This window comes from Micromonospora vinacea (assembly GCF_015751785.1).
In the GTDB taxonomy this organism is placed as follows: domain Bacteria; phylum Actinomycetota; class Actinomycetes; order Mycobacteriales; family Micromonosporaceae; genus Micromonospora; species Micromonospora vinacea.
Genome location: NZ_JADOTY010000001.1, coordinates 6,620,654 through 6,634,011, shown reverse-complemented (window position 1 = coordinate 6,634,011; position 13,358 = coordinate 6,620,654). Strand labels below are relative to the sequence as shown.

The window sequence follows — 13,358 nt, the reverse complement described above, 5'->3', positions numbered from 1 at the left end:
AAGGCCAGCCCGTCACTGCGGCCCGATCCAGGCGGCGAGCTCCACCGGACCGGCGTCACCGCCGCAACCGCGTATGGCCCGGTGCACGGCACGTACCAGCTCAGGCCGGTCGCACAGCGCATCCGCGGCGGGGCCCGGCCGGGTTTCCGCCAGGATCAGCCCGAGCCCGGCCCAGGCGCCGGGCCGGTCGGAATCCGTCGACAATTCGTGCAGATACTCGCGCCGGGCGGTTTCCCGATCACCGGCCACGAGGGCCAGGTCGGCGGGGCGCGCGCCCGTCACCAGCGCGCCGATCGCCGCCGGGTCCGCCCGAAGGCGCTCGAATCCGGCGGCGTCGGTCAGGCGCCAGAGCTCCAGGACCGCTCGCGCGTCGAGCCCCTGGGCGTTCGGGTCGGCTTCCACGGCCGGCGCGACGGCAGGCAGGTCCGGTCGGTCGGCGCCGGCCATCCAGCACTCCGTGAACGCGGTGACCACCTCTGCGGGCGGCCGCAGATGATGAAGCCGCCACCGGGCCCGATGGTCGGCGACGGCGTCGTGGGCGGCGGCGAGTGGTTGGTCGGGGACGCTGTCGGTCTGCCAGCGGTCCGCGGTCACGGTGAGGCCTGCCACGACTCGACGACCGACCTCGGTGAGCTGCGGCAACTGCGCTATCAGAGCGAGTACGGTGCGCACCTGCCGACGCCACCGGGCGAACTCGAAGTGCGCCAACGCGCCGGCGTCGTCAGTGGCCCAGTGGCTTGCCGACCGCCAGAACTCGGTGATGCCCGCGAACGCGTACACCCCTTGCAGCAGGCCACCCAGCGGCCGGGGGTCGTCTCGCCACGGCGCGTACAGCCGCCCGGCGGGCTCGCCGGTGTGCAGGGGAGCCAGGTGCAGGAGCGCGCCCAACTTGATGTGCTGGAACTCGTGCACCATCGTCACCGCGAGCTCGGTGGCGTCCCGCGGCTCCGACATGGTCATGCAACCGAAGGCGTCGCCGGCCGAGGCGCTCATCGTGCGAAATCGCTCTGCCGGCGGCTGCGGCACCACCGAGAAGAGGCCCCGGGTCATGGGCGATGCAAGCGCTGGGCTGGTCTCGACGAGCAACTGCCAGGCCTGCGTGAGCAGACCGCGCCAATGATTGAGCTCCGGTTCGCTCAGCGCCCGGGGCGGCGTCGGAGCCCGCAGATTCCGGTACGGGTCGAGGCAGTCCAGCCGCACCGCGAGGGTGTGCCCGTCAGCCTGGATGTGCACACTGGGCATGGCCTGCCAGCCGTCGCCGCCGACCCGCACCTCGCCTGCCGGCGTGCCGACGACACAGTGGCCGGCGGACCCGCGCACCTCGGTGCTGTCCCACCGGTTTGCTCCCGGCACCGCGACGGCACCGAGGGTCGGCAGCACCGCGAAGCCGTCGCGGACCGGCACGGTCATCCGGAAATCGATGCCGGCAGACAGGGCTGCCGCGGCGGCGAGGGAATGCAGATAGCCGAGGTCGACCCAGAGCGGCACCGTGGAGCGGGCGGTGCCGCGGAGACGCCGCAACGTGTAAGCCGCCCAGGCACCCGCCTGGGGGTGCAGCAGCAGGTCGTCGACCTTGGCCGGGTCGTGTCGTTCGGCTTCGATGAGCAGGTCCCAGGCGTCCCGGACGGACGGGAGCGGGCCGGTGTCGTGGTCGGGGCCGACGATGTCGAGCAGGGCGCGCAACTGCAGGAGACGCCAGCTCCGCTCGACGGTGAGGAGCTCAGCGATCGTGTTCACATCACCGCCGCCGGAGGCGAGCGCGCTGACGTGCTGCTCGTCGAGTCGGTGTTGGCGGAGCGGCCTGCTCACGGCGTCGTCACCGCCCATCCAGGAACTCCAGGGCACACATGTCAGTCGACGCGTTGAGGGTTGTAGCCACTGGTGATGCTTTCGGGATCGTCAATGCGACGCAGTAGTCGCCGTATGGTCGGAGCGAGGATCCGCTCGTCATACGTCGGCAAATCGGCAAGTGTCACCTCCGTGAGGTCTATCAGATCCGACTCGATGTCGTCGATCGATCGGCTCACTACCGGCTTCTCCTCACGTCGTGCGGTCCCTGCAGCCATCATGTCGCACGCGGAGACGATTCCGGAAGCGGCAGGTGACGTCATGGGTCCACTCCGGACGCCGCCAGAATTTGCCCACTCACGGTAGCTTGTCGCTATGCCCGAGCCCCTCGGAGTCGTTTTCGTACATGGGTTTCTGTCATCGGCGGCCACGTGGTCGCCGATGCTGCGGCTGATCGAGACCGACGCCGCCCTCGGGTTCCTCGACCCCCATACCTTCGAGTACCCGAGCCCACCAGTCTCGCTGAACCCACTGCGCCGTATTCCGGACATCAATGACATCGCCGACAGTCTTCGCACCTATTTGTCACATCTCCGCGACGGCCACTCCGGATTTGTTCTGGTCACGCACAGCCAAGGCGGCCTTGTGGTGCAGCGGATGCTGGCCCGGACCCTCGCCGTCGGATGCGGACCCGAACTGGCCCGCATCCGCCGAATCGTCATGTTCGCCTGTCCCAACTCCGGCTCCGACCTGGCCCTGCTGCTTCGCCGGAGCGGCCTGTGGCGACACCCCCAGGAACGCGAACTGCGACCGCTCGACCAGGCCATCTCCGACGCGCACCGGATCGTCGTCAACCAGATCATCCACGCCACCGCGGTCACGGCCGCCACCTGCCTGATCCCGGTCGTCGCGTACGCCGGCGAACGCGACGGAGTCGTGACGCCCGCCTCGGCGAGGAGTGTCTTCCCCGAAGTGGGTGTGCTGCCCGGCGACCACTTCTCGATCATCAAGCCGGACTCGCACGGGCACCGGTCCTACGTGGCCCTGAAACGCCACCTGACGGAAGCCCACTCGATGACCGACATTCCGGCGCCGCGACCGTCCGGCGAACGACTGACCCCGACGCCGCCGCCGGCCCCCTTGACGGCCGCCGGGTACCGCGCGCTGGTGGATCGGCTGCTTGCCGTCCCGCGGATGACCGAGCCGGCCTTCCGCGAACAGGTCTACGATCTGCTGCCGCCGGTGATCGTGCACCAGTTACGGCGCGACACCGCGGCCCGGGTGGAACTGTTCTCTCTGGTGCGGAGTTTCGAGCACTACCGGCACCTGGCGCCAGGGGACTCCCTCGCCTCCGCCCTGGAGACACTCGTCCCCGACCATCCGGCGGTCACCGACGTGATCGACGCGCTGAACGGCGCGGGTCTGCACGACCCGTCGGTGTGAGCGCGCGTCAACCGCTCACCGCGGGCTCTCCTTTATCTTCGGCAATAGTGTGCCGTCGTCGCACCGCGCCCTGATCTCGCTCTTGTTGCCTGCGGACAGCAGCACCACCTGGATCTCCTTGACCGGCCCGGCGCGGTAATCCCTGAGGCTGTAGCCGGGGGCAGGATCGACGTTGAGAACGCGAACCTGATCGCCCGTGCAGAGCACAGTCACCACGCCACCGAGCGCCCGAAGGGGCGTACCTGGACTGGGGGAGGTTGGCGCCGGCGCGGCACTGGAGGGCCCCGCCAGTTGCTCGCCACTCGGTGACCTCGCAGGGGCAGGGCCGGCCGAGGAACCGGCTCTCGCGGTCGGCCCAGCCGGAGCGGCCAGCGTACGGCTTGGTCGTGAGACTGGTGCAGGCCCCGCGGACGTCTGCAGCGGTGCAGGTGACTCAGTGGCTGACGCATCGAAGGCGGCGTCGGGCGGGTTGGCACCGTCACGTGTGGCGACCCCGCCCGATCTGCCATCGACAGGTACGAACTGGGGGAGCACGAGCGAAATGGTCAGTGCCGTCGCCGCGAGAACGGGGATCAACACGGCGTTCGGGATGCGGCGCCGCCGACTGGCAGAGGAACCGGCGGTAGTCGGTGCCGACTCGGGTACCCGCTGCGTCGCCTGTTCCACAGGCCGCTCGGCGTCATCGGTCAAATCGTGCAGGACCGTCGCCACCTCCGCGGCGGCCGGCCGATCGGCGGGATCCCTGGCGAGGCAACGGTCGAGGAGGCGGTGAACCTCGGGTGACACTCCCTCGATGTCAGGCAGCGGCGCCGGATCGACGTACACGTGAGCGGTCAACATCTGTGTGGGGGTCTCCACCGACCACGGCAGCTCATTGGTCAGCGTGCGGTACAGCAACAGCCCGAGCGCGTAGACGTCGGAGGCAGGCAGGACGGTGCCACCGGCGAGCCGTTCGGGCGCGAGGTAGGCCGCGGTGCCCAACAGTTTGCCGTCCGCCTCCAGCTCCGGCCGGCCGACAGTGGTGGCGATGCCGAAATCGACCACCTTCACACCGGCCGGTGTCAGCATCACGTTGGACGGCTTGATGTCCCGGTGCACCAGATGGCGTTCATGCGCGGCGGCAAGCGCCTCGGCGACCTGCGCGCACGTCCGCAACGCGGCGGCCGGCGGCAACGGACCGGCGGCAAGTCGCTGAGACAGGGTCTGGCCGGGCAGCAGTTCCATCACCACGTACGAGACCTGGCGGCCGGCGGCATCGGTGTGCTCGCCATAGTCGTACACACTCGTCACGTGTGGGTGCCAGAGGCCGGCCGCGGCCCTGGCCTCTGCCTGGATGCGTTGTCGTGCGCCTCGGGCGGTAGCCTGTGCGCCGGCCAGGACCTTGACGGCCACCGCGCGTTCGAGGACCCGGTCCCACGCCCGCCAGACGGCCGACATGCCACCAGTACCGAGACGGCTCTCGACCTGGTACCTGCCGTCCAATAGATCACCGACCATCACTGGAACAGCTTGCCAGAGTGGACTCGCAGCGGCATGGCGACCCAAGTCGATGCTGGTCAGAAGCCTTCAGCTTGAAGGCTCTGGGGCGCTTACCGGCCTCGGACGCCACCGAGGTTTTGCGACCCGCTGGGGCGGCCGAGGCTTGAAGGAGCATCTGTTCCGAGATGATCCGCCAGCCTGACCCGCCGCCAGTAGAGGGCACCTGATCCTGGCGGCATTCAACGCCACCGACGGTGATGGCATTGGCTGGTGAAGACGCGCGCTGGCGAGCGGCCGGTCCCACGTACGCTGCCTTGGTGCAGATCGATTTGGTTGCCCTGATCGTCGACGAGTACGACCCCGCGATCGCGTTCTTCACTGAGGTACTCGGCTTCGACCTCGTCGAGGACTCCCCATCGCTGACCAATGACGGTCGACCCAAGCGGTGGGTCGTCGTTCGGCCACCGGGTGCCCAGACCGGGATCCTGCTCGCTCGCGCCGACGGAGAACACCAACGCGCCGCAAGCGGTAACCAGGTAGCCGGCCGGGTCGGGTTCTTCCTCCGCGTCGACGACTTCGACGCCGCATACCGGCGGATGGTCGAGGCCGACGTCACCTTCGTCCGGGAGCCGCGGACCGAGCCCTATGGCCGGGTCGCGGTCTTCCTCGACATCGCCGGCAACCGGTGGGACCTGCTGGGAGCCAGCTGACGTCGCGCACGTGCCGGCTGAGGCGCCAAGATCACCTGTCCTGTCCTGTCCTGTCCGGCCGGCGGTGACGACCCAGCGGTGACTGCGGGGATCTCCATGACCGCTTCCATCGTGATCACCACGGTATTCAAACCGCAGGCGTGTCGGCGGCTGTTCGCCGATGTTGGCCCCTGGCACTGGACGGGGTGACACCCTGGGCACGTGGACTGGGCAGTGAGCCGGGGGAAGCTGGCGTCGGGATTACGGTGAACGGCCTCTGATGCGTACCGCGTTGATCGTAGTAGCCGTGCTGGCCGCGGCGGTGGTCGTGGACCTGATCTTTGGCGTGCTGGTCCGTCGTGTGGCCCATGGCCGTTACCAGTGGTTGCTGGAACCGCTGCGGCAGGGTTGCCGGCGCCCGGCGGCAACGGTCCTGCTGGTTGGGACGCTGTACTACGCGCTGCCGTTGGGTCCGGCCGGGTGGCAAGACCATCTGTGGCACGTCGTCGTTGTGGCTCTGGTGTTATCCGGGGCATGGTTAGTGATCAAGGCGTTGCACGTCGCCGAGGCGGTCGCGTTCAGTCGACTCCGGGATGACACGATCGCCAGCCGGCGGGTCCGGCGGGCCCGGACGCAGATTCGCCCCGTGCGGCGGCTCACCGTCGCCGTGGTCACGATCGTCGCGATCGGCCTGATCCTGATCACCTTTCGGCCGGTACGCCTCTTCGGCGTCTCCGTATTGACGTCGGCGGGGGTGGTCGGTGCGTTGATCGGTCTGTCCGCGCGGACCGCGCTCGGCAACGCGTTCGCCGGTGTCCAGATCGCTTTCGCCGATGGTCTGCACGTCGGGGACGTGCTGGTGGTCGACGGCGAATGGGGCCGGGTTGAGGAGGTGAAGCTGACCAACGTGGTGATCCGGCTATGGGACGAGCGGATGCTCATCCTGCCGACCACGTACTTCACCGAGCGGCCGTTTCAGAACTGGACCCGGAACGAGTCCCGGGTCGTCGGCAAGATTCAGATTCATGTCGACCACACCGCCAACCTGGACGACCTGCGCCGGGAGGCGCGCCGGCTGGTCGAGTCCTCACCGCTGTGGGATCGCCACCAGTGGGTGCTCCAGATGGTCGATTCCACCCCGCAGACAGTGGTCATCCAGGTGCAAGCCTCGGCCGCCGACGGCGCCAGCGCCTGGGACCTGCGCTGCGACCTACGCGAGGGACTGGTCGGCTACCTGCGCGAATGCCATCCCCAGTGGCTGCCCCGCACCCGCGCTCAGTATCAGCCCTGAACGGGCGGGCCTGGTGCTCACATCTGCGCCTGTGGCAACGCATGTCCGCCCGGTAGTACGGGATGACCGAGGGCTGCGCCGACCCGATTGTCACCTTCTCTCGCGCTGGTCGGGGCACCGGAGTTGACGCCGCTGGTGATCTGGACGATCGCGGCGGGCACTGTCCTCGTCTAGGGGTGGCGGGTCTGCTGGTCGGCGAGCCCACGGCGTACGGAGCAGCTTGCCGAGGCGGAGCAGCAGTCCCGTTCCACGGATGCCGCGATCCTGATCGCGTCGGCCATCAGCCTCGCCGCCGTGGCCGAGGCGCTCGTCCGCGCCTCGAACCAGCAGGACAGGGTGGCTGTCACTTTGGTGATCCTCAGCGTCGTCGCGGTGGTCCTGGCGTGGGCGCTGGTGAATACGGTCTTTGCGTTCAAGTACGCCCGGCTGTATTACCGCCATGACAGCGGCATCGACCTCAAGCGGGAAGGGCAGAAGGCCGGAAGGTCGCTGGGGTTGCGGCTGGTGACGAGGCCATTGTCGACCTGCACTTGTTGGTCGACCCAGTTCCCGCCAGCGTTGCGGATGTCGGTGCGCAGGCTGGGGAATGAGGTGAGGGCCCGGCCGTTGACCATGCCGGTCTCGACCAGGGACCAGGGGCCGTGGCAGATCGCCGCCACCGGCTTCTGCTGTTCCAAGAACGCCCGGACGAAGTCCATGGCCTGCGGGTTCATCCGGAGCCGGTCGGGGTTGACCGTCCCGCCCGGCAGCAACAGGGCGTCGTAGTCGGCCGCATTGACGTCGTTCACGGTCCGATCCCCCCGGTGGCGGTTGGCGGGTTCGATGTCCTGGTTCATCGACTGGATCTCGCCGGATCGCAACGAGATCAGGTGAACCTCGGCTCCCGCCTGCTCCGTGCGGCTACGAGATGTTCAAGCAGAAGCTTGACGGCTGCGTCCGGGCCGTCTTCCAGCCCACCAGCTGATCGTCGCGACTCGGGCCTACGCTTACTTATCTTCGGCTGTGGGGCTGCCCGTTCTTCTGGTCCCGCCAGCCGTCGGGTTCGGGGTGATAGCCGTAAGCGGCAGCCCGGACCGTTTCCTCGTTTTCCAGCCCGGAGCCGATCGCGCCGCCCACGGTGGCCAGCGAGCTGGTGATCCAGGCGAGCGTCAGATAGTCGGTAAAACTGACCGGCCGCTCCAAGATCTGTTCCAGCACGGATGTGTCGATCAGCAGTGCCCCGACGAGCACCGTTCCCACGAACAACACCACGTAGGACACCGCCGTGGCCAGAGTGAGGGTGAGGATCGTACCCAGGTTGAACAGCCGAGCCAGTTCAGCCGGCGTGTCACGGTCTGGTTTCTCCCACAGGTCGTGCGCGACGATCAGCCAGGCCACCAATGCGGCCAGCCCGAGCAGCATGATCACGCTGAGCCGGAGGCCGCCGAGCGCATCGCCCATCTGCCAGATGGTGTCGGTGGTGAGCGCGAAGGCGGCCGTGCCGAACGCGCCGACCAACAGCTTGGACAGGCCCAGCAGGGCGCGCCCGGGGCGGTTGGCGCGGACCATGCCGGTCAACAGCCGCGCCCGGCCGATGAGCCCCGAGGCGACGTAGCGCTGCTCGCCGGCGTCGGCCTCGCTAAGCACCCGGTGGACCGCGGGAAGCCGACGTGCCATCTCGGCCGGTGCCCCGCCGGCTGACGACACCCGCTGGTCGGAGACGTCGCTCAGCAGCCCGCTCACCAGATCCGGAACAGCCGCGCTGGCTGCCCGCAGCTGGTGCAGTCCCAGCGCGGGCAGAGACACCACCGCGACTCGGCGCCGGGCGGAGGTCTGCGCGACCAGGGGCATCCGCTCGGCGTGCAGTGGCAGGTCGGTCAGGCAGATGGCGACGTCCCACTGGTCGTCGGCGCGCCGTTGGGCAAGATCGTCGAGCAGGGCCTCGGCGCCCCCGTCGCGGCGCGGCGCCACCTCCCCCCAGCCTTCCCGGACGATCCACCGCACATCCGCGCTCACCCGCTCGGTGAGCCCGCTGGCCAGCTCCGCAGTGAGCCTCTCGGCCACCCGGGCCGGTTGGTCCGGTGGGGTTGCCACCAGTCCCACGACGATCTCCGGGCGTTGCTGTTCGCTCTGGGTCATCGGTGCTCCTCACCGGTAGCCGGGCTCGGCCGCCGAACGGCGAAAACCGGGGGCGTCACGCACCGTTGCGGCAGCTCCTGTGCCAACTGACGTACTGGTAGAGCCAGGCCGCCGAGAGAAGCACGCCGGCCAGCCGGTACAGCGCCACCTACGACGCCCTCGTCGAACGGGCGCCCCGCCCAGGCAGCCTAAGAGACCACCCCGAAAGGTGCAGCGGATTCGGTGGATGGCGCTTACGTGTACCGGGTGGTCGACCAGGACCCGGGCCATGGAGCTGCTCGCCCCATTCGCAGGGGCCCGGGCGGTGAGACCGGGTCGTTCCGGTGGGCGCCTCGATTGTGGACAGCCGGAGACATTGACGGGCATCGGGTGGACGGCCACGGCGGGCGATCTGATCATCGCGCGAAAGGCGGCTACGGCAGCGGTCTCGGTGGCCGGCTGGCCCCGCTGCTCGTACCGCAGATCACAGCGATGACCGAGCGGGCGAGAGGTGGCGCGTTACGGCCGGTCGGGCGAGCCTGGCGATAGTGACGACTGGCCAATCGGCAATCGGGTGCCCGACGGCGGTAGTTCATGGGCGGAGAAAGCAGTTCGCCGTCGTGAGCAGATGTTCGTGTGGAGAATGTGCGAAGTGGAGCCCAGCAGTGAGGCGGAGATTGACGCGGGTCGCGGGTGTGCCGGATTGCTCTCGGCTCATTCCGCCGCTGACCGCTGCTGTGGTGAGGGCACCGGCTGCTGGTGTGATCGCGGGTGCCGAGGTGGTGCCACCCTGAGCCATGGTGGTTGCATCCTGAGCCAGATGGTGCCAGAGTGGCACCATAAGAGGTTGGTAGGCGGCCCGTCACGGGTGACCGTCGCGGCAGCTCATCATCGATGACAGGAGTTCTCCCGCATGTTCGCCAGATTCGGACGCGCCATCGTCCTCAATCCATGGAAAGTGATCGCGGTATGGCTCGTGCTGCTCGTCGGCTCCTTCTTCGCGCCGTCCCTCGCTGATCAGGTCAGCACCGATCAGGCCAGCTTCCTGCCGTCCCGCTACGAGTCTGTGCAGGCACAGGAGGTCGCGGAACGCGCGTTCGGCCAGGGCGACGGGGCGAGCGCCACCATCGTCGTCAAGCGCGCCGATGGGAACCCGCTCGGCGCTGCCGACACCGAGCGGGTCGGGCAACTCGCCCAGACTCTCCAGGGTGCCGGCATCGACCGGGTCGGCGCCGCGGTCACCGGGCCGCAGGCCGTCTCACCGAACAAACTGGTGCAGCTCGTCAACGTCTCGCTCACCGGCCCACCCGCCGACCCGGTGCTCGGCGACGCAGTCGTGTCGATCCGCGACAAGGCAAAATCCACACTGGAAGGTTCGGGCCTGTCGTACGCGGTGACCGGAGATGTCGCCCTGCTCGTCGACAACCAGGACGCCTTCGACACCGCTCTGCTGGTCGTCAGCATCGTGACCCTGGCCCTGGTCGTCGGCCTCCTGCTCATCATCTACCGCAGCCCGGTCGCGGCCTTCCTGCCGGTCGTCGTCGTCGGCGTGGTCTCCGCGGTGTCGAGTGCGGTCATCACCCTGTTCGTCAAGGCCTTCGGCATGCAGGTGGACCAGTCACTGCTGACCATCCTCACCGTGGTGCTCTACGGCGTCGGCACCGACTACATCGTCTTCCTGCTGTTCCGCTACCGGGAGCGGCTACGCGCTGGTGACGACCCGAAGAACGCGCTCGCCACCGCGGTCAGCCGGGTCGGTGAGGTCATCGCGTCGGCTGCCGCGGCGATCGTGATCGCGTTCGGCGCACTCCTGCTCGCGGTGTTCGGCGGCTTCCGGAGTCTCGGCCCGGGCCTTGCCATCGGGGTGGTCGTCATGGCGATCGCCGCGGTCACGCTGGTGCCGGCCATCGTTTCGCTCATCGGCCCCAAGGTGTTCTGGCCGTCGAAGTCGTGGCAGCGCACCCCTCGGGGCAGCGTCTTTCAACGCCTGGGCCGGTTCACCGGGCGTCGGCCGGCCGTGGTCGCCCTCGCCTCGGGCGGCGTCATGGTCGCGTTGGCGCTGGGTGTGTTCGGCCTGAAGGTCGACTACGACCAGGTCGCGCAGCTGCCCGCCAACACCGAGTCGGCGCGCGCCCTGGATGACCTGAAGACCGGGTTCCCCGCTGGAGCCCTCAATCCGACCACCGTCTTCGTCCGCGCCGACAACGGCCAGCGTCTCGACCCGGCGACACTCACCGGGTACGCGCAGTCATTGGCCCAGGTGCCCGGGGTCGGCAGTCTGATGCCCGCCGCTGACGGCAGTCCTGCCGCCATCAGCTCGGACGGCACGGTCGCCCAGATCAGCCTGCTGCTGAACACCAGCCCGTACTCGACGGCGGCCCTCGACCTGGCCGGTGACGACCTTCGGCAGGTAGCCCACGACCAGGCCCCGGCAGGAACGACCGCGCTGGTCGGCGGCGTCAGCTCGGTCTTCGCCGACATCCGCGACGCGAACAACCGCGACCTGTGGGTGATCTTCCCGGTGGCCGGGGTGCTGATCGCCGTGATCCTGGGGCTGCTCCTGCGCAGTCTCGTCGCCCCGGTGTACCTCATGATCGCGGTCGGCCTCGGCTTCATGGCGACGCTCGGCGCGACCGTCCTCGCCTTCCAGGGCATCGGCGGCCGGTCGGGCCTGTCATTCTCTCTGCCGATCATCCTGTACCTGTTCGTGGTCGCGATCGGCACCGACTACAACATCCTCATGATCGCCCGGCTCCGCGAAGAGGCACGAGCCGGCAACGATCCGCGCACCGCCGCCTCGTTGGCGATCCAACACGCTGGACCGTCGGTGGCCGCCGCCGGTCTGATCCTCGCCGGTACGTTCACCTCGATGCTGTTCGCCGGGGTGTCGTTCCTGACCGAGATGGGCTTCGCGGTCTCGGTGGGAATCGTGCTGTCCGCGTTCATCATGTCCCTGTTCCTCGTCCCGGGGGTCACCGCGATCCTCGGTCACACCGCCTGGTGGCCGGGGCACGGCGACGCCACCCGATCCGACCGGTCGGAGCCGACCACTGCCGGCCATACGGAGTCCGAGGCCACACCAGCGCACTGACCGACCGCGACACGCGGTGGGCGAGGCGAACAGCCCCGCCCACCGCGACCGCGGTTTCCGGTCGGCGTGCTGGCTTCCGAGCCGGTGCCCCGCCTGAAGAGGGTGGTGCGGATAATTTCCGGCATGTCTGCTGGAGCGAATCGTGTCGACGATGCTGCGGACGCGGGGCACGTGGCCCCCACCACCGGTCGGACCCAGGTGGCGGTGGGCAATCGTCAGGCATGGCGGGTGGTCGTCGGGTTCGGTGTGGTGAGCCTGGCCGCGGACATGGTGTACGAGGGCGCCCGCTCGATCTACGGGCCGCTCCTGGCCTCGTTGGGCGCATCGGCCGTCCTCGTCGGCCTGATCACGGGTGCCGGGGAGGCCGCGGCGTTACTGCTGCGTCTGGTGTCCGGGCCGATGGCGGACCGGACCCGCCGGTACTGGACCCTGACGATCGTGGGCTACGGGCTGACTGCGGTCTGCGTACCGCTGCTTGCGGTGACTCCGATTCTGGGCGGCGCCGGCCTGGCAGTGGCCGCGGTGCTGATCCTCGCCGAGCGGCTCGGTAAAGCCATCCGCAGCCCGGCCAAGTCGGCACTGCTCGCCGATGCCGCGAGTCGGGTCGGGATGGGCCGCGGGCTGGGCGTACACAAAGCCCTCGACCAGATCGGCGCGTTCGCTGGTCCGCTGCTGGTCGCCGCGGTCGTCGCGGTCACCGCCGGCGCGCTGTGGCCGGGGCTGGCGGCGCTGACCGTGCCGGCCGTGGTGGCGATGCTCCTGCTGACCACGCTTCGGGCACGGGCCCGTAGCTCTCCGGCAGAGCGGGACACCAGCACACGGTCAGAGGCTGCGGCGAAGACCGGTCGGGAACCGCTGCCGCGCAGATTCCACTGGTTCGCGGCGGCGATGGCGGTGTGCACAGCGGGCCTGGTGACCTTTGGGCTGATCGGTTTCCATCTGGTGCGCGCGGGCGTGGTCGCGACGGCGGCGGTGCCGCTGATGTACGCGACGGCGATGGCCGCTGGTGCGCTCGCCGCACTGGTGACCGGGGTGCTCTACGACAGGGCCGGGGCGTGGGTCTTGCTGGCGCTACCCGCCATGATTGCCGTCGTGCCGCCGCTGGCGTTCGGTGGTGATCTGCCGGCGGCGGTGTTCGGGGTCGTGGTCTGGGGCGCTGCCGTCGGGCTGCAGGACTCCACCGTCAAGGCCATGGTCGCCGATCTCGTGCCACGGGAGCGGCGGGCCACCGCGTACGGCATCTTCGCCGCCGTGCAGGGCACCGGAGCCCTGGCCGGCGGTGCCGCGGCGGGGCTGCTCTACGACCGCTCGGTGCCAAGCCTGATCGTCGCCGTGGTGCTCGCCCAGGCCGTCGCCCTGCTCATGCTCATCGGCGTACTGGCTCGAACGCGCCAGCACCGACGCGACCCTGCCTGAATCCGGCTCGTAGTAGCGCAGCGTCTGCGGGTTCACCCCGGCCGCAACGGCGAGCTGGCTGCTA

The 13,358-nt window shown here is 69.2% G+C and carries 10 protein-coding genes and 1 pseudogene; 6 read left to right on the top strand and 5 right to left on the bottom strand.

Features of this window, described 5'->3' with window-relative positions; all coding sequences use genetic code 11:
- Positions 1-12: 12 nt before the first annotated feature.
- Both IW249_RS34575 and IW249_RS31000 read right to left on the bottom strand, forming a co-directional pair.
- A complete protein-coding gene (locus IW249_RS34575; RefSeq protein ID WP_196924030.1) occupies positions 13-1,809 on the bottom strand; it encodes an HEXXH motif domain-containing protein in 1,797 nt (598 codons plus the stop codon).
- Positions 1,810-1,850: 41 nt separating this feature from the next.
- Positions 1,851-2,111 carry an FxSxx-COOH-like cyclophane-containing RiPP peptide gene (locus IW249_RS31000; RefSeq protein ID WP_196924029.1) on the bottom strand — a complete coding sequence of 87 codons (261 nt, stop codon included), beginning with the start codon at positions 2,109-2,111 and terminating at the stop codon, positions 1,851-1,853.
- 52 nt (positions 2,112-2,163) lie between these two features.
- On the opposite strand from IW249_RS31000, the gene IW249_RS30995 reads away from it, so the two are divergent.
- A complete protein-coding gene (locus IW249_RS30995) occupies positions 2,164-3,231 on the top strand; it encodes an effector-associated domain 2-containing protein (protein ID WP_443673248.1) in 1,068 nt (355 codons plus the stop codon).
- A gap of 15 nt (positions 3,232-3,246) precedes the next feature.
- Here the strand turns inward: IW249_RS30995 and IW249_RS30990 are convergent, their stop codons facing one another.
- The gene (locus tag IW249_RS30990; protein WP_269215347.1) at positions 3,247-4,728 is read right to left on the bottom strand and encodes a serine/threonine-protein kinase; all 1,482 of its coding nucleotides are present in this window, start codon (positions 4,726-4,728) and stop codon (positions 3,247-3,249) included.
- Positions 4,729-5,024: 296 nt separating this feature from the next.
- Between IW249_RS30990 and IW249_RS30985 the strand changes: the two genes are divergently transcribed.
- The 3 genes and pseudogenes from IW249_RS30985 to IW249_RS35280 form a co-directional block, all read left to right on the top strand.
- Positions 5,025-5,420, top strand: a complete 396-nt coding sequence (locus tag IW249_RS30985; RefSeq protein ID WP_196924026.1) for a VOC family protein — start codon at positions 5,025-5,027, stop codon at positions 5,418-5,420.
- A 286-nt stretch (positions 5,421-5,706) separates the two neighbouring features.
- Entirely contained in the window at positions 5,707-6,690 is a 984-nt protein-coding gene (locus IW249_RS30980; protein ID WP_307788763.1) for a mechanosensitive ion channel family protein, read from the top strand.
- Positions 6,691-6,927: 237 nt separating this feature from the next.
- A pseudogene (locus IW249_RS35280) lies at positions 6,928-7,095 on the top strand (DUF1345 domain-containing protein); the annotation flags it as partial.
- A gap of 26 nt (positions 7,096-7,121) precedes the next feature.
- Here the strand turns inward: IW249_RS35280 and IW249_RS30970 are convergent.
- Together IW249_RS30970 and IW249_RS30965 are read right to left on the bottom strand one after the other, a co-directional pair.
- Positions 7,122-7,526, bottom strand: coding sequence for a type 1 glutamine amidotransferase domain-containing protein (locus tag IW249_RS30970; protein ID WP_231392729.1), 405 nt, complete (start codon positions 7,524-7,526; stop codon positions 7,122-7,124).
- 154 nt (positions 7,527-7,680) lie between these two features.
- Positions 7,681-8,808, bottom strand: a complete 1,128-nt coding sequence (locus IW249_RS30965; protein WP_196924024.1) for an ABC-2 family transporter permease — start codon at positions 8,806-8,808, stop codon at positions 7,681-7,683.
- Between the two features lie 892 nt (positions 8,809-9,700).
- Between IW249_RS30965 and IW249_RS30960 the strand changes: the two genes are divergently transcribed.
- Together IW249_RS30960 and IW249_RS30955 are read left to right on the top strand one after the other, a co-directional pair.
- Positions 9,701-11,878, top strand: coding sequence for an MMPL family transporter (locus IW249_RS30960; RefSeq protein ID WP_196924023.1), 2,178 nt, complete (start codon positions 9,701-9,703; stop codon positions 11,876-11,878).
- A gap of 123 nt (positions 11,879-12,001) precedes the next feature.
- Positions 12,002-13,294, top strand: coding sequence for an MFS transporter (locus tag IW249_RS30955; protein WP_231392728.1), 1,293 nt, complete (start codon positions 12,002-12,004; stop codon positions 13,292-13,294).
- Positions 13,295-13,358: the final 64 nt, after the last annotated feature.

Bases quoted from the DNA above. Each gene is read 5' to 3' on its own strand.
- IW249_RS31000 (WP_196924029.1), bottom strand. From the start codon at position 2,111: ATGACGTCACCTGCCGCTTCCGGAATCGTCTCCGCGTGCGACATGATG.
- IW249_RS30995 (WP_443673248.1), top strand. From the start codon at position 2,164: ATGCCCGAGCCCCTCGGAGTCGTTTTCGTACATGGGTTTCTGTCATCG.
- IW249_RS30990 (WP_269215347.1), bottom strand. From the start codon at position 4,728: ATGGTCGGTGATCTATTGGACGGCAGGTACCAGGTCGAGAGCCGTCTC.
- IW249_RS30970 (WP_231392729.1), bottom strand. From the start codon at position 7,526: ATGAACCAGGACATCGAACCCGCCAACCGCCACCGGGGGGATCGGACC.
- IW249_RS30965 (WP_196924024.1), bottom strand. From the start codon at position 8,808: ATGACCCAGAGCGAACAGCAACGCCCGGAGATCGTCGTGGGACTGGTG.
- IW249_RS30960 (WP_196924023.1), top strand. From the start codon at position 9,701: ATGTTCGCCAGATTCGGACGCGCCATCGTCCTCAATCCATGGAAAGTG.
- IW249_RS30955 (WP_231392728.1), top strand. From the start codon at position 12,002: ATGTCTGCTGGAGCGAATCGTGTCGACGATGCTGCGGACGCGGGGCAC.